The sequence below is a fragment of the Rhizobium sp. N324 genome, from assembly GCF_001664485.1.
In the GTDB taxonomy this organism is placed as follows: Bacteria; Pseudomonadota; Alphaproteobacteria; order Rhizobiales; family Rhizobiaceae; genus Rhizobium.
This window is the reverse complement of sequence record NZ_CP013634.1, coordinates 476,161-494,073: the sequence shown is the minus strand read 5'-3', so window position 1 is coordinate 494,073 and position 17,913 is coordinate 476,161. Positions and strand designations below refer to the sequence as shown.

Sequence of the window (17,913 nt, the reverse complement as noted above, 5' to 3'; positions counted from 1 at the left end):
CGCAATGACGGTGCATTTCATCGGCGCGGGGCCTGGGGCTGCGGATTTGATCACAGTGCGTGGCCGCGATCTCATCGGCCAATGCCCGGTCTGCCTCTATGCCGGCTCGATCGTCTCGACGGAACTGCTGCAATATTGCCCGGCGGATGCACGTATCGTCGATACCGCGCCGATGTCGCTCGACGAAATCGAGGCGGAATATCTCAGCGCCGCTGCCGCCGGCCAGGATGTGGCCCGGCTGCATTCCGGCGATCTCTCGGTCTGGAGCGCGGTTGCCGAGCAGGTGCGCCGGCTTGAAAAACACGGCATCGCCTATACGATGACACCGGGTGTTCCGGCCTTTGCCGCGGCCGCCTCGGCGCTCGGGCGTGAGCTGACGATCCCATCAGTGGCCCAGAGCCTGGTGCTCACTCGCGTTTCCGGCCGGGCGTCACCGATGCCGAACGACGAGACGCTCGCCAAATTCGGCGCAACGGGCGCCACACTGGCGATCCATCTGGCGATCCACGCGCTGAAGCAGGTCGTGGAGGAATTGACGCCGCTTTACGGCGCCGATTGCCCGGTCGCCATCGTCGTCAAGGCCTCCTGGCCGGACGAGCGCATCCTGCGCGGCACGCTCTCAAATATCGAGGCGAAGGTTGCGGCCGAACCGATCGAACGCACGGCGATCATCTTTGTCGGCCCGTCGCTTGCGGCAGAGGATTTTCGCGAGAGCTCGCTCTACGACCCCGCCTATCAGCGCCGGTTCCGAGGCCGGGAATAATTTCAAAGATTGGCCGCGCTGGTGCCGCGGCCCTCGAAGATCAAACGATGAGCGTGCTCGCCCTCCGTTGTGGACAAGCATTGAAAAACCCCGCGACGTCATCCTCGGCCTTGTGCCGAGGATCTGCCCAACTCCAATTAAGCACCTGAAAACAAAAGTTTTCCTGTCAGAGCAATTGCAGTGGTTAGATGCTCGGCACAAGGCCGAGCATGACGGAGGACTTTGTCTCAAACCCGCGCGGACAAATACTCCATGCTGGCGCGAAGCGCACCGGCCGGGTCTTTGACCGCATGCACTTCGGCTGCGAATGGCTCGAAGGAAAACGGACCCTGGTAGCCCGCCTGCAGCAGCGCCTTGATCTGCCCGGCATTGTCGAGCCGGTCGTCGCCATCGACGAGCACGCGGTGGGAATCGCGCATATCGGCAACGGAAACAGAGGGGTCGCTGACGCCGGAAATGTGGACGAGGCCGGCAAGCTCCGGGAAGGTCGCGGCTTCGCCCGCAAGGTGATGGTGGAAGGTGTCGTGGACGAGCTTGAAAGTCGATTGCGCGCCGAGTTCTTTGATTGCCTCGGCCGCCTCGGTCTTCGAACGCAGCGAGCAAATCTCGAAGCCGAGCGGCTCGACGAGGCCGATAATGCCGGCTTTCTCGAGCATCGGCTTCAGCGCCGTCAGCGACTGGCGCAGATTGGCCTGGCGTTCGCCGTCGGCGCAGCCGGTACCGTCGTTCTTCGGAACAAGGACGAGCGCCTTGGCGCCGCAGGCGCTGGCATAGTCGATCAGTTCCTGCGCTTCAGCGGCCCTTGCGGCATTCCACTCGTTGAAACGCTGCAGCGCGTTGATCGAGATGATCGTCAGCCCGTGGCGGTCGGCAGCCTGCTTGATTGTCTCCGGTTTGGTGCCGTCGAGAATGGCGTTGCCGGAAAGGTCGTTGCGGATCTCGACCGCGTCGATGCCGAGTGACTTTGTCAGCGCGAAGAAATCATCGATGGCGAGCGACGGCGCGGCCATATGGTTGAGCGCAAAGCGGATGGAAGTCATGACGGATAGTTCCTCCTCGTCTCCGCGGCATAAGCGGAGCGGTTCCTCGTGAATGGGCCCGCGAATCTCTATCGAAATTCCCGTGGCAATCCATCGGCCATCGCTGCCGCCCGCTCTCATTGCTGAAAGAATTTCAGCCGAAATGATAGAATTCCATCATTTCTCAGATGTTCTCCGAAATATGGATATCGAAGGGCAGGAAGAACTGGCCGGGAACAGCCGTTTCGCGGTTTTCGATCGCACTCGTCATTAGCCCTATCAGCTCTTTGCACAGTGCGGGCAGGGGGGTGCCGATCGCCATGGCGACGATATCGTCGGCAAGCCCGGCTTTGCTGTCGGGCGTCAGCTCGTTGACCACGAGGACGATCTTGCCGGCGAGACTTTCCTCACGGATCGCCGAGATCGCGCCCTCCATACCGCCGCCGCAGACATAAAGGCCGATGAGATCGGGATGCTTCTGCAGCAGCGTCAGCGTCGCCTCATGGGTTATTTCGGGAGTATCCAGGTTGATCAATGTATCGATGACGTCGAATTCCGGCGCGTTTTCACGAAAATAGGAACGAAAACCGATCTCACGCAGCTCATGTCCGTGAAAACGGTGGCTGCCGACGAAGCAGGCGACCTTGCCCGGCACACGGGCAGTCTTGGCAATCACCCAGGCGGCGGTGCGGCCGACCTTGCGATTGTTGACGCCAATATAGGCATTGCGCACCCCTGAGGCGAAGTCGGAAAGCAGCGAAAAGACGGGAATGTCTCTTTCCCTCAGTTCTTCAATTGCCGCCGTCACCGCAGGATAGTCTGGAGCGACGAGAGCGATGGCCTGATTGCGGGCGCCGAGGGCCCTGAGCTTCTCGACGATCGCCGCCGGTGTCGAAGCGGAGGGATAGTCGATCTGGATCTGGACACGGGCGGTGGTCACGGCGCGCGCCGCCACTTCGATCTCGCGAGCAAAAGCCTGATAGAAGGGCTGCATCGGCTTTTGCAGCAGGAACGCCAGCTTGTATTGCGGCAGATCCTCGAAGACGCGTTGCCGGATGAGGCCGACGGCATGGTAGCCGATCGACTGGGCCGCGTCATAAACCCGCCGCGCGGTTTCCTCGCGCACGCGGTGGCGACCGTTGAGCACCCGGTCGACGGTGGCAACACTGACGCCCGAGGCACGGGCGAGATCGGAGATGGTCGGACGGCGCATCGGCGTTCCTGATAGATTCGATCATGAATGCAAGCCATTTCTGATGGCTTTTGATAGATTATATCAAGCCTGCATTGAGCGCCTTACAAAGTCAACCTATCCTCCCAAGCATGGCATAACGGGAGGCGGATGATGACGATCCAGGCAAAGAAACGAGACTACGACCTGCTCGGCGAAAGCGGCCGCACCGCTGTCGAGACGGGGCTGGCGGCAGCGCAATGGTACCACACGGAAATTCCGCGCAAGGAAATGAAGGCGCTGATGCAGCGTTCGGATGCCCCTGGTATCCGTGACACGGTTATCTGGCTCGGCAGCATGCTGGTCTTGGCTGGGCTCGGCGTCTATTTCTGGGGCTCGTGGGTCGCGCTGCCCTTCTTCCTTGCCTATGGCGTGCTCTATGGCTCGGCCTCCGACAGCCGCTGGCACGAATGCGGCCACGGCACCGCCTTCAAGACGCGCTGGATGAACGACGCCGTCTACCAGATCGCCTGCTTCATGATCATGCGCAACCCGGTGACCTGGCGCTGGAGCCACACACGCCACCACACCGATACCGTTATCGTCGGCCGCGATCCCGAGATCGCCGTCATGCGGCCGCCCGATCTCGTCCGGCTGGTCCTCAATTTCCTCGGCATCCTCGATGTCTGGCATGCGATCGTCGACATGTCGCGCAATGCCTTCGGCGTCGTCAGCGCGGCTGAGAAGACCTTCATTCCGGAGATGGAGCAGCCGAAGGCGATCCGCATCGCCCGCATCTGGCTGGCGATCTTTCTCGCCACGATCGCCGCAGCACTCGTCATGGGTTCGATCCTGCCGCTGATGTTGATCGGCCTGCCCCGCCTCTACGGCGCCTGGCACCATGTGCTGACCGGATTGCTGCAGCATGGCGGCCTTGCCGACAACGTCATCGACCACCGGCTGAACAGCCGTACGGTCTATATGAACCCGATCAGCCGCTTCATTTACTGGAACATGAACTACCACGTCGAACATCACATGTTCCCGATGGTGCCCTACCACGCGCTTCCGAGGCTGCACGCGATGATCAAACACGACCTGCCGGCGCCGAATCCGTCGATCTGGTCGGGCTATCGCGAGATGATCCCGGCCTTCCTGCGGCAGCTGCGCAACGAGGATTATTTCCTGAAACGCGAGCTGCCGGCCACCGCGCGGCCCTATCGCGAAGAGTTCCACAACGAGCTGGCTCCGGCCGCGCAATAATCACGATCGAGGGAGGATAAGATGAGCGGAAATTGGATCGAAGTCTGCGGCAAGGATGAGATCGACGAAGAGGATGTCATCCGCTTCGATCATGGCGGGCGCACCTTTGCGGTCTACCGCAGCCCCGACGACGAATTCTACGCCACCGACGGGCTCTGCACGCATGAACATATCCATCTCGCCGACGGGCTTGTCATGGAGGAGATCATCGAATGCCCGAAACATAACGGCCGCTTCAACTACAAGACAGGCGAAGCCAAAGGCGCACCGGTCTGCGTCAATCTCAAGACCTATCCCGTGAAGGTCGAAGGCGGCGCCGTCTTCATCGCGATCTGAGGAGGCTGTCATGGCCCATTTCGTTATCCTGGGGGCGGGCGAATGCGGTGCGCGCGCCGCTTTCGCCCTGCGGGAAAAAGGTTTTGACGGCGACATAACGCTTGTCGGTGCCGAGCCCCTTCATCCCTATGAACGGCCGCCGCTTTCGAAGGCGGGTGCCGATGCAGGCGATCCGAAATTCATCGCTGCGGCGGAGAAATACGCCGACAGCGGCGTCCGGCTGCTGACCGGCCTGGAAGCCAGGGATTTCGACACGGCATCCAGGACCGTCACCTTTTCCGACGGGGCGACGCTTTCCTATGACAAGCTTCTGCTGGCAACGGGTGCCGCCGCGCGTTGGTTTCCCGGCGCGCCTGAAAGTAGCGCCCATATTCGCGCGCTGAGGACGCATCATGACGCTGCGGCACTGCGCGATGTGATGAAGCTGGGGAAGCATATCGCTATCATCGGCGGCGGCTTCATCGGCCTGGAACTGGCGGCGACCGCCCGCCTGCTCGGTGCCGAGGTCACCGTCATCGAGGGGCTGGAACGCGTGCTGAAGCGCGGCGTGCCTGAGGAAATCGCACACCTGCTGACCGAGCGCCACCGCGCCGAGGGTGTCGATATCCGCTGCGGCGTCTCGATCGAGAGCCTGAACGAGGAAGGCGGAAAAGCCATAATCAGATTGTCGGGCGGCGAGAGGATCGAGGCCGATCTCGCCCTTGTCGGCATCGGCGCCCGGCCGAATGTCGAGATCGCCGAAAGGGCGGGCCTGACGATCGAAAACGGCATCGCCGTCGACCGCTATCTCCAGACCTCGGCGCCAGATGTTTTTGCCGCCGGCGACTGCTGCTCCTTTCCGCTGGCGATTTATGGCGGCCGGCGGGTGCGGCTCGAATCCTGGCGCAACGCCCAGGAGCAGGGCACATTGGCCGCGGCCAACATGCTCGGTCTCGACCAAGCCGTTTCCGCCGTGCCGTGGTTCTGGTCGGATCAATACGACATGACGCTGCAGATAGCAGGCCTTGCCGAAGGGGCGGCCACGCATCAGCGCCGCGACCTCGGGGCGGGCGCCTTCATTCTGTTCCATCTCGACGCCGACGGACGATTGATCGCCGCGAGCGGCATCGGACCGGGCAACGCGGTGGCGCGCGACATCCGCCTCGCCGAAATGCTGATCGCAGCAGGTGCGCATCCGGATCCGGCGGCGCTGCGAGCCAATGACGTCAAACTGAAATCTCTGCTGGCCGCCTGAGCCGCCCGATATATTCACCCGTTGTACTCACAGGAATTGACAATGAAGAAACATAAGCGCGCCACCGTTGCCGACCTGCTGGCGGTAAAAGGCAAGCGCCAGCTCACCATGCTGCGCGTCACCTCGCTGGAGGAGGCCGAAGCGGCCGAAAAGGCAGGGATCGACATCGTCTCGGTGCCGCCCTCGCTGCTCGGCCCGGTCTTTCGCGAAATCGCGCCGACGCCCTTTGCCATCCCCGGCCTCGAATATGGCGATCATGTCTCGGCGGAAGATTATCTCCGCGCCGCCTTTGCGGCACTGAAGGCCGGCGGCGACGCGGTCTATTGCGCCGCCAGCCTGCAGACGATCCGGCGCATGCGTGATGAGGGCATCCCGGTCTGCGGCCATCTCGGACTGATCCCGTCGAAGGCGACCTGGACCGGCGGCTTTCGTGCCGTCGGCAAGACCGCGGCCAGTGCGGCCGAAATCTGGCGGCAGACCAAGGCGCTGGAAGAGGCCGGCGCCTTCGCCGCCGAAATCGAAGTCGTGCCGGGCGATGTCGCCGCCGCCATCAGCAGCAACACCTCGATGCTGATGATCTCCATGGGCGCCGGCAGCGGCTGCGACGCCCAATATCTCTTCGCCGACGACGTACTCGGCGCCAATCGTGACCATTATCCGCGCCACGCCAAGGTCTACCGCAACTTCGCCGCCGAACACGACCGGCTGCAGCGCGAACGCATCGCCGCCTTCACCGAATTCGCCGAGGATGTCCGCACCGGCGCCTATCCGCAAAAGAGCCATCTGGTTGGCATCGACGAGGCGGAATTGAAGGCTTTCCTGGATCGGCTGGAGAGCGAGACGGGGAATGGTTGAGAGCAAGTGCGCGCCTGTTCTTTGCCTTCGCTTACGCTCAGCGCATTCGCTTCGCTCACCCCCTCATCTGCCTGCCGGCATCTTCTCCCCGCTGGGGAGAAGAGGGTGTGGCGGCCTCTCCCCCCTCTTGAAAGCTTGGATGTGGGAATGAGGACCGTGCGGCTTGCTCCCCCTTCTCCCCAGCGGGGAGAAGATGCCCGTCAGGGCAGATGAGGGGGTGAGGAGCGCCCGCGACGAACGCCTTGAGCGCGAGCGAAAGGCATCTTCACAAGAGACAAGAGAGATGTGGAAGGCCCGCGAAGTGGCTTCCGCTCCATTGGCTTCCGTCCCCGCCTGTGTCAGGAATGACCCATTCGGAACGGAGTATTCGGTCCCCTGTGACGATCGGCTTTGCGCATGCGGAATTGATTGCGGTGCTCGTCGCGGTGACGGGGGACGAGCCGCGTGTGATGACCATCCGCTCCGGCAATGCGCTGCCGTCAGGCCCTTTCGAAATGGGCCATCGCACCCTGCAATCGGGCCTGCGCGAATGGGTGCAGGAGCAGACCGAACATCCCGTCGGTTATCTCGAACAGCTCTATACTTTCGCCGACCGCGACCGGAACAACGACATTCCGGGCGGGCGGACGATCTCGATCAGCTATCTCGGCCTCGTCAACGAGCAGTCGGGCGCCGGCCGGCCGGGATGGCACGGCTGGTACGACTATTTTCCCTGGGAAGACCATCGGCAGGGCCGCCCCGCCGTGCTGGATGAGATCATCACGCGCCTGAGGAACTGGGCCGATGCCGATCCTTTCAGGCGCGACTATCGCCATCGCCGGGCGGATTTCACCTTCGGTCTCGATGGCGGCGGCTGGAACGAGGATCTGGCGCTGCAGCGCTACGAACTGCTCTATGAAGCCGGGCTCGTCGCCGAAGCCGGATGTGCCGCCGAAGCCAACCTCGGCCGGGCGATGTTTGCCGATCACCGTCGGATTCTGGCGACCGGCATCGCCAGGCTGCGCGCCAAGATCAAATACCGCCCCGTCGTCTTCGAGCTGATGCCGGACAGTTTCACGCTTTTGCGGCTGCAGCGCACCATCGAGGCCTTGGCGGGGCTGACGCTACACAAGCAGAATTTCCGCCGCCTGATCGAACAGCAGGAACTGGTCGAGGAAACCGGCGGCACGGAAAGCGAAACGGGCGGCCGGCCGGCCAAGCTCTTCCGCTTCCGCCATACGGTGCTCGAGGAACGGGCACTCGCCGGAACGAAATTACCGCTCTCCCGCAATTGACATATACTCATGGTGAGAATATCTATTTGCCCATGATATGCTCAAATAGAGCATAATAAGGAGCCGGTCATGAATCACCCTGTTTCCGCATCCTCGCTCTATGAGCGCGTCAGCCGCGTCATCCCCAAAGCCGAATGGATGTCGTTCGAGAGCGATGTCGACGCCATCCTCGAGCTCAAGCGCCGCCGCAACGCCGTCATTCTTGCGCATAATTACCAGACGCCGGAAATCTTCCACGGCGTCGCCGATATCGTCGGCGACAGCCTGGCGCTTGCCCGCAAGGCGATCGAGGTCGATGCCGATGTCATCGTGCTGGCCGGCGTGCATTTCATGGCCGAGACCGCCAAGCTGCTGAATCCCGAGAAAACCGTGCTGATCCCGGATCTCGGCGCCGGCTGTTCGCTGGCGGATTCGATCACGCCTGAAGATATCGCCCTGTTGCGCCAGGCCCATCCCGGCGTCCCCATCATCACCTATGTCAACACCTCGGCCGCGGTGAAGGCCGCCTCCGACATCTGCTGCACCTCGGGCAATGCCAAGCAGGTGGTGGAATCGCTCGGCGTACCCAAAGTGCTGATGATCCCGGACGAATATCTGGCGCGCAACGTCGCCCGCGAGACCGATGTCGAGATCATCGCCTGGCACGGCCATTGCGAGGTGCATGAGCTCTTCACTGCCGACGACGTGCGCCAGCTGCGCGAAAACCATCCCGGCGTGACGGTGCTCGCCCATCCCGAATGCCCGCCCGACGTGGTGGCCGAAGCCGATTTCGCCGGCTCGACCGCCGTCATGTCGGATTATGTCGGCAGCCGGAAGCCGGCGCGCGTCGTGCTGCTCACCGAATGCTCGATGAGCGACAATGTCGCCGTGCACCATCCCGATGTCGAATTCATTCGGCCCTGCAATCTCTGCCCGCATATGAAGCGGATCACCCTTGCCAATATCCGTTCGGCGCTCGAGGAAAACCGTCACGAGGTGACGGTCGATCCGGCGATTGCCGTGGCCGCGCGCCGCGCCGTCGAAAGGATGCTGGCGATATGACCGAGATTCTCCACAATCTCGCCGGCCGCACGGTGATCGTCGGCAGCGGCCTTGCCGGGCTGATGACCGCGCTGACGCTGGCGCCCAAACCCTCCGTCATCGTCACCCGCGCCGCCCTTGGCACGGAGACGTCGAGCGCCTGGGCGCAGGGCGGCATCGCCGCCAGCATGGGCGCCGACGACAGCGCCGAACTGCACCTTGCCGACACGCTTGCCGCCGGTGACGGGCTCTGCGATCCCACGGTTGCCGCCGGCATCATTGCCGAAGCGCCGGCGGCGATCGCCGCGCTGGAGCAAGCCGGCGTGCGTTTCGACCGCAATGATAAGGGCGGGCTCTCGCTCGGGCTGGAAGCCGCCCATAGCCGCCGCCGCATCGTCCATGCCGAAGGCGACGGCTCCGGGGCCGCGATCATCGCCGCGCTGGTGCGGGCAGTGCAGCAGACGCCGGCCATATCAGTGCTCGAAGGTTTCGAGGCGCGGCGGATTTTGATGGACGGCGAGAACGTCGCCGGCCTGCTCTGCGCAACCGCCAACGGCGCCGCCATCCTGCCGACATCGGAACTGGTGCTCGCCACTGGCGGCATCGGCGGGCTTTACGACGCGACCACCAATCCGATGGGCAATTTCGGCCAGGGCATCGCGCTCGCGGCAAGGGCGGGCGCCGATCTCACCGACATGGAATTCGTCCAGTTCCATCCGACGGCGCTCGATTCCCGCCGCAGGCCGTTGGCGCTGGTCAGCGAAGCGGTGCGCGGCGAGGGGGCTCTGCTTGTCAACGAACGCGGCGACCGCTTCATGGCCCGCGTCCCGGGCGCCGAGCTTGCGCCGCGCGACGTGGTGGCGCGCGCCATCAGCGCCGAAATCGCCCGCGGCGGCCGGGTCTTCCTCGATGCCCGCGATGCGCTCGGCGGCCGCTTTGCCACCCGCTTTCCCGTCATCGCGGCCCTTTGCGGCGAGGCCGGCATCGATCCGGCGAAAAATCTCATTCCGGTGCGCCCGGCCGTTCACTATCACATGGGTGGCGTCGCCACCGATGCGAATGGCCGCAGCTCGGTTGCCGGACTCTGGATTGCCGGCGAGGCGGGTTCGACCGGCCTGCATGGCGCCAACCGGCTGGCCAGCAATTCGCTGCTGGAGGCGGCGGTGATGGGCATGCGGGCGGCGCGCGACATCGCAGCCATGCCGGCGCGCGCTGTCGGCACCATCCTTGCCGATAGACTGCCGGCACCCGCCGATGCATCGCTCGTCCGGCCGATCGTCTCGCGCCATCTCGGCGTGCTGCGCAATGCCGGCGCCCTTGAGGACGCGATCGCCGCATTGCTGCCGATTGCCGAAGGCGACGGGCCTGCAGCCGATCCCGCCATTGTCGCCTTGCTGATCGCCGTCTCTGCCAGCCTGCGGCTGGAATCGCGCGGCGCCCATGCCCGCACTGATTTTCCGCTGAAGCTCGCGGCTGCCGACCGGTGCCGCATTCACCTTTCCCAAGCCCTGGAAATCGCCCGCGCCCCCTATGTCCTTGCCAGGAGTGCTTGAGATGCACCTCGTCCCGCTTCCGCGCCTGATCGTCGAACCTTTGGTCCGCGCAGCCCTGCTCGAGGATCTCGGCCTTGCCGGCGATATCACCTCGGCCTCGGTCATCCCCCACGACCACCGCTCGACGGTCGTCATGGCCGCCCGCCAGCCGGGCGTCATCGCCGGTCTCGATGCGGCCGAACTCGCCTTCGCCCTCGTCGACCCTGGTATCGCCATGCGCCGCCATCGCCAGGACGGCGACGCGGTCAAGCCGGGCGATGTGATTGCCACCATCGAAGGACCCTCACGCGGCCTGCTGAGCGCCGAGCGCACTGCGCTGAATTTCCTCGGCCATCTCTCCGGTATCGCCACCGTCACGGCTGAGATTGCCGCCGCCATCAGCGGCACCAAAGCCTCCGTTGCCTGCACCCGCAAGACGACGCCGGGGCTGAGGGCACTGGAAAAATATGCGGTGCGGGCCGGCGGCGGCATGAACCACCGTTTTGCGCTCCACGACGCGGTGCTGATCAAGGACAATCACGTCGCCATCGCAGGCGGCGTCACTGAAGCGATCCGCCGAGCGCGGGCCGGCATCGGTCATCTGGTGAAGATCGAGGTCGAAGTGGACACGCTTGATCAGCTGGGCGAAGCGATGGCGACCGGCGTCGATGCCGTTCTGCTCGACAATATGACGCCGGATCAGCTGCGCCAAGCCGTCGCCATCGTCGCCGGCCGGGCGATCACCGAGGCCTCCGGCCGGGTGACGCCGGCAACGGCCGCCGCAATCGCCGCTTCCGGCGTCGACCTCATTTCCGTCGGCTGGCTGACGCATAGCGCCCCGGTCCTGGATATCGGGCTCGATTTCGTCGAGGCGAACGCGACGGAAACAAGCTCGAAACGGGTTGCGCAGATGCTCTAACTATTTAATTTAGAACAGGATTCAGATTTTACTCCGATCCGGCCTAAAATCATCCTGTTCTACTCTGCCGGCTATAAAGGCCAGTCGCGGCTCAAACAACTCCCCGCCGGAGAAGGTCCACAGCACCTTAATCGGCAAGTGTTGGCGAAGCATCTTCTCGGCGAGCGGCACGCGAAAATGCAAATATTCGCTGAAACTTCTTCTCTTTATAGCAAAAACCGCTATGCGCGGCGCTCTTATAGCTCTAACATGTTTTCGCGACCGCTACGTTTGCGCGCCATGGCTTTCAGGGGTGAGAACCGGGATGCAACGGAGATCCGGACTGATGTCGAAGAACAGGCTGTGCCTGCTCGGAAGACCGAGGCTGCTGGCAACGGGGAGGGAACTCCCTTTGCCGGAGAAGTCTTATTTTCTCCTCGCCATGCTCGCCGCCGAAGCCAATCTCGAACTCGACCGCGAAACCATCAGGCGGCAGCTCTGGCAATCGGAACTGCCGGAAAAACGGGCCGGCAGCCTGCGCCAGCTGCTGTCGCGCATCGAGCAGAGCATTCCCGCCGACCTTCCGCCGCTGCTTGCCGCGACCCGAACGCATATAGGGCTTGCGGACGGCTGGGAGGTCGACGTTCACATCCTGAAACAGAAAGGGCCGCTTGCCCCCGAAGACAGCGATATGCTGAACGGCGAACTGCTGGAAGGCGCCAAATCGCCGACACAGGGCGCCGAGGACTGGCTGACCTTTGAACGCCAGCGCATCGACGAATGGCGCTCGGCCCATCTGACCCGGCTGCTCGAAACATCGGATGACCGGTCGGATGACGAGCAAGTGGCGCTTGCCAGGCGCCTGCTGGAACTCGACCCCGCCAGCGAGACGGCCTATCGCGCCCTGATGCGCACCCATGTCAGGATGAACGATCCGGCTGCGGCTCGCCAGGCCTATCTGAAATGCAAAAGCCAGCTGAAGGACGAGTTCGATACCGAGCCGGAGGAAAGCACCACGGCGCTCGCCCGCGAACTCGGCGTGATCCCGGCGGCGCAGGCAGCCGTGCCGGAGCGCCCGTCTGCATCAGCCATGTTCGCCGGTCTGCTCGGCCAGCCGCGCATCATCATCCTGCCGCCGGAAAGCATCTTCACCGATCCGCTGATGGAGCGTGTCGGCAGGGCGCTTCTCGAAGACGTCACCATCGGCCTCAGCCAGCAGCGCGGCTTCAAGGTGATCGCGGCGCATACCAGCCTCGAAATCCTCAGCCGCTCGATCGATCCGGCGCGTGCCGTGCCCGGCCCGCTCGACCTCAGCTTCGACTATGCGGTCTATGTCACCATCCAGGGCCGCGACGAGGACGTCTTTGCCACCTGCCGGCTGACGCGGACGACGACATCGGAGGTGATCTGGGCGCTGGAACTGCCGCTGGTGATGCAGAAGATCAGCGAATCCTTCGCGCATCTGACGCGGCGGATCGTGTCTTCGCTCGCCGACACGATCGAGCGCCACGAGCTGGCGATGCCGATCGGCGAAGCGCCGGCCTCAGCCTATCGCCTTTACCTGGAAGGCAAGCGGCTGATCGCCCAGACCGATCTGCAGCACCTGCGCCAGGCGCGCAAATGGTTCAAATCCTCGCTCAATCGCTATGAGCATTTCTCCGCCGCTCATGCCGGCGTGTCGCGGGCGCTCGGCATGGAATGGCTGATCCGTGGCATGCGCGACACCGACCTGCTCGATGAGGCGAACGGCGCCGCCCGGCAGGCGCAGCAGTCCGACCCGAACAGCGGCCGGGCCTATCGCGAGCTCGGCTTCGTCGCGCTTTATCGCCGCCGCTTCGACGAAAGCCTGGAATATTTCCAGCAGGCCCAGGATCTCAATCCGAACGACGCCGATATCCTCGCCGATTTCTCCGACGCACTTTCTCATGACGGCGATTTCGACCGGGCGCTGGAGCTCAGCCGTGCCGCCTTCAAGCTCAATCCGCTGCCGCCGGACTATTATTACTGGAACCTCGGCGGCATCCACTTCATGCGCGAAGAGTATGAAAAGGCGATCGAGGCGCTGGAACCAGTGAAGACGAAACAGGCGACCGCCCGTCTGCTCGCCGCCTCGCATGCCATGTCGGGCGATAGGGGCAAGGCCCATAGCTACGCCAAAACGGTTCTGGAAAACTTCCCCGATTTCCGCAGCGAGGACATCCGTCATTTCGTCCCCGATCGCGATCCCGCCTTTACCGAACCGCTGATAAAGGGCCTGCAACTGGCCGGTCTCACCTGATTACACCGCCTTTTAACGAAGCCTGTAACGCTTAAATGACGCAGGCAATGTTTCCCTTCGATGGTTAACGGCAGCGCGCTGCCCAACCAATCGGAGATGGAACATGAAGACAAATGCTGAAAGCACCGCAGTTCAGACACAGTCCCTGCGCTTCTCTGCCGCTGCCAGAGCAGCGATGAAACAGGACGAACTCAACGTTTCCGCCAATGCGCTCGAAAGCCTGACGCATGCACTGAGGTTCCGTTAAAGGACGAGACCGGTATGTCCGCTTTTGCCGATTTAGGGCAATTCCAGCAAAAATGTGAAGCGGTTTTGCGGGCGGGATTGCATGACAACAAAGAGACGGAGCATTTCCGTGACCAGACGGAAAACGGAAATGCTCTGGAGACGCTCGCCGGTGACCTCGAAAGATCGTCGGCCGGCGTCAGCGAATATCATGACCGCGCGGTCACGCCGGCGCAGACACTTGCGGCCATCAGGCCGCATCTGCGCGAGTTCGGCATTACGCGCGTCGGCCTGCTGACCGCGCTCGACGTCCTCAACATCCCCGTCGCTTTCGCGACGCGGCCGAACAGCCATACGCTCTCGGTCTTTCAGGGCAAGGGTATCGACAATGATGCCGCCATGACCTCGGCCGCCATGGAAGCGATCGAGACGAGGATCGCCGAAATCCCACCCGCCGACCTGACGCTGGCGACGGTCGAGAGCATGCGGGCGGAACATGCCGCCATGATCGATCTCGACAATGTCGCACGCTGCGCGCCCGACGAGATCGGCAAAGGCCTCCTTCCCTGGTGCTCCGGGCTCGACATTCTTTCCGGCAGCAGCGTCTTCGTGCCCTGGTGGCTCGTCGGCCTCGATCACCGCGGCGAAAGGCCGCCGGGTTTCGAGCAGTCGAGCGATGGGCTCGCCTCCGGCAACACGCCGTCCGAAGCGGTCCTGCATGGGCTTTGCGAGCTGGTGGAGCGCGACGCCTGGGCCCTGACCCAGCTGAAATCGCCGCAGCGGCTGAAGGAAAGCCGCATCGACCCCGCCTCCTTCGGCGATGCGGTTATCGACATCATGACCGATCGGATCGCCCGCGCCGGCATGCGGCTGCTGCTGCTCGACATGACCACCGATATCGGCGTCCCGGCTTTTCTTGCCGTCATTCTGCCCGGCAATCTTACCGACCGCGTCGATGCGCGCTGGGCCCATGTCTGCGGCGGCTGCGGCTGCCACCCCGACCCCGTGCGGGCCGCGCTGCGCGCCATCACCGAGGCGGCGCAGAGCCGGCTGACCGCGATTGCCGGCAGCCGCGACGATTTCTCTCCGCGCATCTATCAGCGGCTCGACCGCAGCGAGGCGATGCAGCAGGTGGTCGAGCTCTGCGAGGGCGACGGCCGGATGCGCGCCTTCCAGGCCCGTCATCCCCGCGCTGCGACGATCCAGGACACCATCGCTCATATCGCCGGCCGGCTGGCGGCAACCGGTATCGAGCAGATCGTCGTCGTGCCGTTTGCGCATCGGGTACTGCCCGTCTCCGTCGTCAGGGTAATCGTCCCGGGCCTGGAGGTCGATATATCAGGCCAGTACATCCAGCTCGGCATGCGGGCGGTCAACACCATGAGAGGATTCCAGTCATGAAGGTGCTGTTCGTCGGCCCGAGCCTTGGCAGCGATCTCACTGCTGCGCGCGCCATGTCCCCCCGCATCGACTTCCGGCCGCCGGCCGCCTGCGGTGACATCCTGAAGGCCGTTCACGACGGCGCCACCGCCATCGGCCTCGTCGACGGTTATTTCGGCGATCTGCCCTCGGTCTGGCACAAGGAAATTCTGTTCGCGCTCGAACATGATGTCGCCGTTGCCGGCGGCGCCAGCATGGGCGCGCTGCGGGCGGCCGAATGCGCGCCCTTCGGCATGGTCGGGCTCGGCTCGATCTTCGAAGATTACGAGGCCGGGCGGCTGCTCGACGACGAGGCCGTCGCGCTGGTGCACGCGCCGCAGGCTCTCGGCTGGCTGCCGCTTTCGGTGCCATGGGTCGATTTCGAGCCGACCGTTGATGCGCTCTTTGCCAATGGCGAGATCTCGTCAGGCGAGCGCAAGAAACTGCTGCTTGCCGGCCGTTTCCTGCATTTTTCCGAACGCACCTATGCCAAGGTCGCCGACGAGTGCCACTTCCGCAAGCCGCGCCGCGACCAGATCCTCGCCGCTGTCCGTCAGCATCGCGTCGAGCGCAAGCGCAGCGACGCCCGGCTGGTGCTGGATTGGCTGCGCCGGGACGAATTCCTGCCCGTCAACCGTGACTGGCGCTTCGCCGCGACCTCGCATTGGGAGCTCTTGCACGCCGAAGTCACGCGCAATGCGGTTGCTGTAACGCTGGAATAACGGTCCCGGCGGAAAGATGCAGTGGTGATGGAATCGTAGGGTTTCACGGCCAAAGAGGCGGGAACGATGTTTGAACAACGCAACGAAGGTACCGGCAGCGAATACTCAAGGATCTTCCGGCTGCTGTCGGCAGCCAAGGAGGAGGCTGAAAAGCTTCAGCTGCGTAATCTGATGCACCTGACGAACATGGCGCTGCTGCAGGTCGTGATCGATTGGGACGGCATAGATCCCGACAGGGAGCTAGACGTCAATCTCGAGAAACTGCTCGGCAGCAAAGCCAAGATCGCAATGAAGGACGCCAGCGAGAATCTGATCCTGATCGATCGCCATTAATCCGGATCAATGGACATCAATCTCGGTCAACCCCCATCGAGCCCGATGGAATTGATCCCGATCGCTATATCCTCATGCGGCCCGTTGGATTCGCGTGAAGGAGATCTGGTTTATTCGGCCGCTTCGCCTTCCACCTGTTCGGTGTGGGCTATCGCCTGGACGAGTTTCAGGATCTTCTTGCGAAGAGCTTCGTTCTTGATCGAAAAGAACGCCGCATTGAGAAGCACGCCTTCGCGCGAGATAATGAATTCCTCGCTGGGAGCCGGGTTGTCGTTGGCCGTATCGGGGGACGACAGATCGTCGAAAAACGTCCTGACATCGACCTTCAGCGCGCCGGCGATTTCAACCAGCATGCTGGCGGAAACGCGATTGGAACCCTTTTCGTATTTCTGGATCTGCTGGAACGTTACGCCAACCCGGTCGCCTAGTTCCGTCTGAGAAACTTTTCTCAGCAGACGCTGGATACGGATGGTCTTTCCGACGTGAACGTCGACGGAATGCGGTTCTTCTTTCATTTTTTCCCTCCTGAGGACACCGGATTACAAGTATTCGCCAAATCCGTGTCTGACAACTTTTACCTGAGTTGGTTAAAGCTAGCAATTGCTCGGCGGTAAGTCGTCCCAAACCGAAACATTGCGTCGCTTCATCCTTACAGAAGCAAAAGACATGCCAAAGTAGCACTTTTACAAGGCACAGCACATCACGTGATTTCGTGACGTCAAAGCGACCAAAGGCGCTGTGCATTGGCGAAAAGCAGCTTCGCCCGCTCCGCCTCGCTGCTGCCGGACAGCACGGCATGGGTTGCCGCGACCCAGGTGGACAGGCCGCCGCCGAGCGTGCAGACCGGCCAGTCGCTGCCCCAGACGACACGATCCCAGCCGAAACTCGCAATCACATGCTCGATATAGGGCCGCAGCGTCTGCGCCGTCCATGTCCTGGCGTCGGCATAAGCAACCACACCGGAGACCTTGCAGACGACGTTCGACCGCCGGGCGATCTCCGACAAACCGGCCTTCCACGGCTCGAACGCATCGGAGCGAATATCTGGCACGCCGCAATGATCGAGCACGAACTGCACATCCGGCGCGAGATCGACGAGGGCTGTGACGCGGCCCGCCTGGTGCGGCAATGTGCAGAGATCGAAGGTCAGGCCGCTGCCGCCGATGCGGCGGATGTTTTCGCGAAACAGGGCACCTTCCGACACGTCGTCGGGCACGACATGCAGCACGCGGCGGAACCCCTTGACGAAGGGATCGGCTTTTTGCCGCTCGAGATAGGCGGCAAAGCCTTCCTCTTCCGGCCGGCAGGAGACGATGGCGCCGGCAATCAGGCTGCCTTCCTTCCCCGCGAGGCCGGCGATGTGGTCGGTCTCGTCCTGCATCGCGGCGGGATCGACGTCGACCTCCATATGCAGCGCCGTGGTAATACCGCAGCGCCGCGCCTCGGCCGCGTAGGTCTCATAGAGAAAATCATGATCGAGATCGGGCACCTGCGAAAGCCAGGGATAGGGCAGTGCCGCGCGATCGATAATGTGCAGATGGGTGTCGATGAGCACGCTTTTCTCCTCCAAG

The 17,913-nt window shown here is 63.1% G+C and carries 18 protein-coding genes; 14 read left to right on the top strand and 4 right to left on the bottom strand.

Annotation, left to right across the window (positions count from 1 at the left end):
* Positions 1-4 precede the first annotated feature (4 nt).
* Positions 5-763 carry a precorrin-4 C(11)-methyltransferase gene (gene cobM, locus AMK05_RS29955; protein ID WP_064843811.1) on the top strand — a complete coding sequence of 253 codons (759 nt, stop codon included), beginning with the start codon at positions 5-7 and terminating at the stop codon, positions 761-763.
* Positions 764-990: 227 nt separating this feature from the next.
* Here the strand turns inward: cobM and AMK05_RS29950 are convergent, their stop codons facing one another.
* The gene (locus AMK05_RS29950; RefSeq protein WP_064843809.1) at positions 991-1,803 is read right to left on the bottom strand and encodes a TIM barrel protein; all 813 of its coding nucleotides are present in this window, start codon (positions 1,801-1,803) and stop codon (positions 991-993) included.
* Between the two features lie 163 nt (positions 1,804-1,966).
* Positions 1,967-2,995, bottom strand: coding sequence for a LacI family DNA-binding transcriptional regulator (locus AMK05_RS29945; RefSeq protein WP_064843807.1), 1,029 nt, complete (start codon positions 2,993-2,995; stop codon positions 1,967-1,969).
* Between the two features lie 132 nt (positions 2,996-3,127).
* Between AMK05_RS29945 and AMK05_RS29940 the strand changes: the two genes are divergently transcribed.
* The 13 genes from AMK05_RS29940 (at position 3,128) to AMK05_RS29885 (ending at position 16,342) form a co-directional block, all read left to right on the top strand.
* Positions 3,128-4,216, top strand: a complete 1,089-nt coding sequence (locus AMK05_RS29940) for a fatty acid desaturase family protein (protein WP_064843804.1) — start codon at positions 3,128-3,130, stop codon at positions 4,214-4,216.
* A 21-nt stretch (positions 4,217-4,237) separates the two neighbouring features.
* Positions 4,238-4,552, top strand: coding sequence for a MocE family 2Fe-2S type ferredoxin (locus AMK05_RS29935; RefSeq protein WP_064843802.1), 315 nt, complete (start codon positions 4,238-4,240; stop codon positions 4,550-4,552).
* Positions 4,553-4,562: 10 nt separating this feature from the next.
* Positions 4,563-5,786, top strand: coding sequence for an NAD(P)/FAD-dependent oxidoreductase (locus AMK05_RS29930; RefSeq protein WP_064843800.1), 1,224 nt, complete (start codon positions 4,563-4,565; stop codon positions 5,784-5,786).
* Between the two features lie 42 nt (positions 5,787-5,828).
* Entirely contained in the window at positions 5,829-6,641 is an 813-nt protein-coding gene (locus tag AMK05_RS29925; protein ID WP_064843798.1) for a 3-methyl-2-oxobutanoate hydroxymethyltransferase, read from the top strand.
* Positions 6,642-6,985: 344 nt separating this feature from the next.
* Complete coding sequence (locus tag AMK05_RS29920) at positions 6,986-7,915, top strand: NUDIX hydrolase (RefSeq protein ID WP_190237355.1); 930 nt, start codon at positions 6,986-6,988, stop codon at positions 7,913-7,915.
* Positions 7,916-7,984: 69 nt separating this feature from the next.
* On the top strand, positions 7,985-8,956 hold the full coding sequence (gene nadA / locus AMK05_RS29915; RefSeq protein ID WP_064843793.1) for a quinolinate synthase NadA: 972 nt from the start codon (positions 7,985-7,987) through the stop codon (positions 8,954-8,956).
* Entirely contained in the window at positions 8,953-10,488 is a 1,536-nt protein-coding gene (locus AMK05_RS29910) for an L-aspartate oxidase (protein ID WP_064843791.1), read from the top strand. Before nadA ends, AMK05_RS29910 begins: the two co-directional genes overlap by 4 nt.
* A complete protein-coding gene (gene nadC, locus AMK05_RS29905; protein WP_190237354.1) occupies positions 10,466-11,386 on the top strand; it encodes a carboxylating nicotinate-nucleotide diphosphorylase in 921 nt (306 codons plus the stop codon). The genes AMK05_RS29910 and nadC overlap by 23 nt, the downstream gene beginning before the upstream one ends.
* Positions 11,387-11,690: 304 nt before the next feature.
* Positions 11,691-13,643 carry a BTAD domain-containing putative transcriptional regulator gene (locus AMK05_RS29900; protein WP_064843787.1) on the top strand — a complete coding sequence of 651 codons (1,953 nt, stop codon included), beginning with the start codon at positions 11,691-11,693 and terminating at the stop codon, positions 13,641-13,643.
* A gap of 103 nt (positions 13,644-13,746) precedes the next feature.
* A complete protein-coding gene (locus AMK05_RS35430; protein ID WP_167347838.1) occupies positions 13,747-13,890 on the top strand; it encodes a hypothetical protein in 144 nt (47 codons plus the stop codon).
* Between the two features lie 14 nt (positions 13,891-13,904).
* A complete protein-coding gene (locus AMK05_RS29895) occupies positions 13,905-15,269 on the top strand; it encodes a YcaO-like family protein (RefSeq protein WP_237352272.1) in 1,365 nt (454 codons plus the stop codon).
* The gene (locus tag AMK05_RS29890; protein WP_064843785.1) at positions 15,266-16,009 is read left to right on the top strand and encodes a TfuA-like protein; all 744 of its coding nucleotides are present in this window, start codon (positions 15,266-15,268) and stop codon (positions 16,007-16,009) included. Before AMK05_RS29895 ends, AMK05_RS29890 begins: the two co-directional genes overlap by 4 nt.
* Before the next feature lie 66 nt (positions 16,010-16,075).
* Complete coding sequence (locus AMK05_RS29885; protein WP_064843782.1) at positions 16,076-16,342, top strand: hypothetical protein; 267 nt, start codon at positions 16,076-16,078, stop codon at positions 16,340-16,342.
* Positions 16,343-16,452: 110 nt separating this feature from the next.
* On the opposite strand, the gene AMK05_RS29880 is transcribed toward AMK05_RS29885, so the two are convergent.
* Both AMK05_RS29880 and AMK05_RS29875 read right to left on the bottom strand, forming a co-directional pair.
* On the bottom strand, positions 16,453-16,857 hold the full coding sequence (locus tag AMK05_RS29880; RefSeq protein WP_064843780.1) for a helix-turn-helix domain-containing protein: 405 nt from the start codon (positions 16,855-16,857) through the stop codon (positions 16,453-16,455).
* 203 nt (positions 16,858-17,060) lie between these two features.
* Positions 17,061-17,897 carry an amidohydrolase family protein gene (locus AMK05_RS29875; protein WP_064843778.1) on the bottom strand — a complete coding sequence of 279 codons (837 nt, stop codon included), beginning with the start codon at positions 17,895-17,897 and terminating at the stop codon, positions 17,061-17,063.
* Between the last annotated feature and the right edge of the window lie 16 nt (positions 17,898-17,913).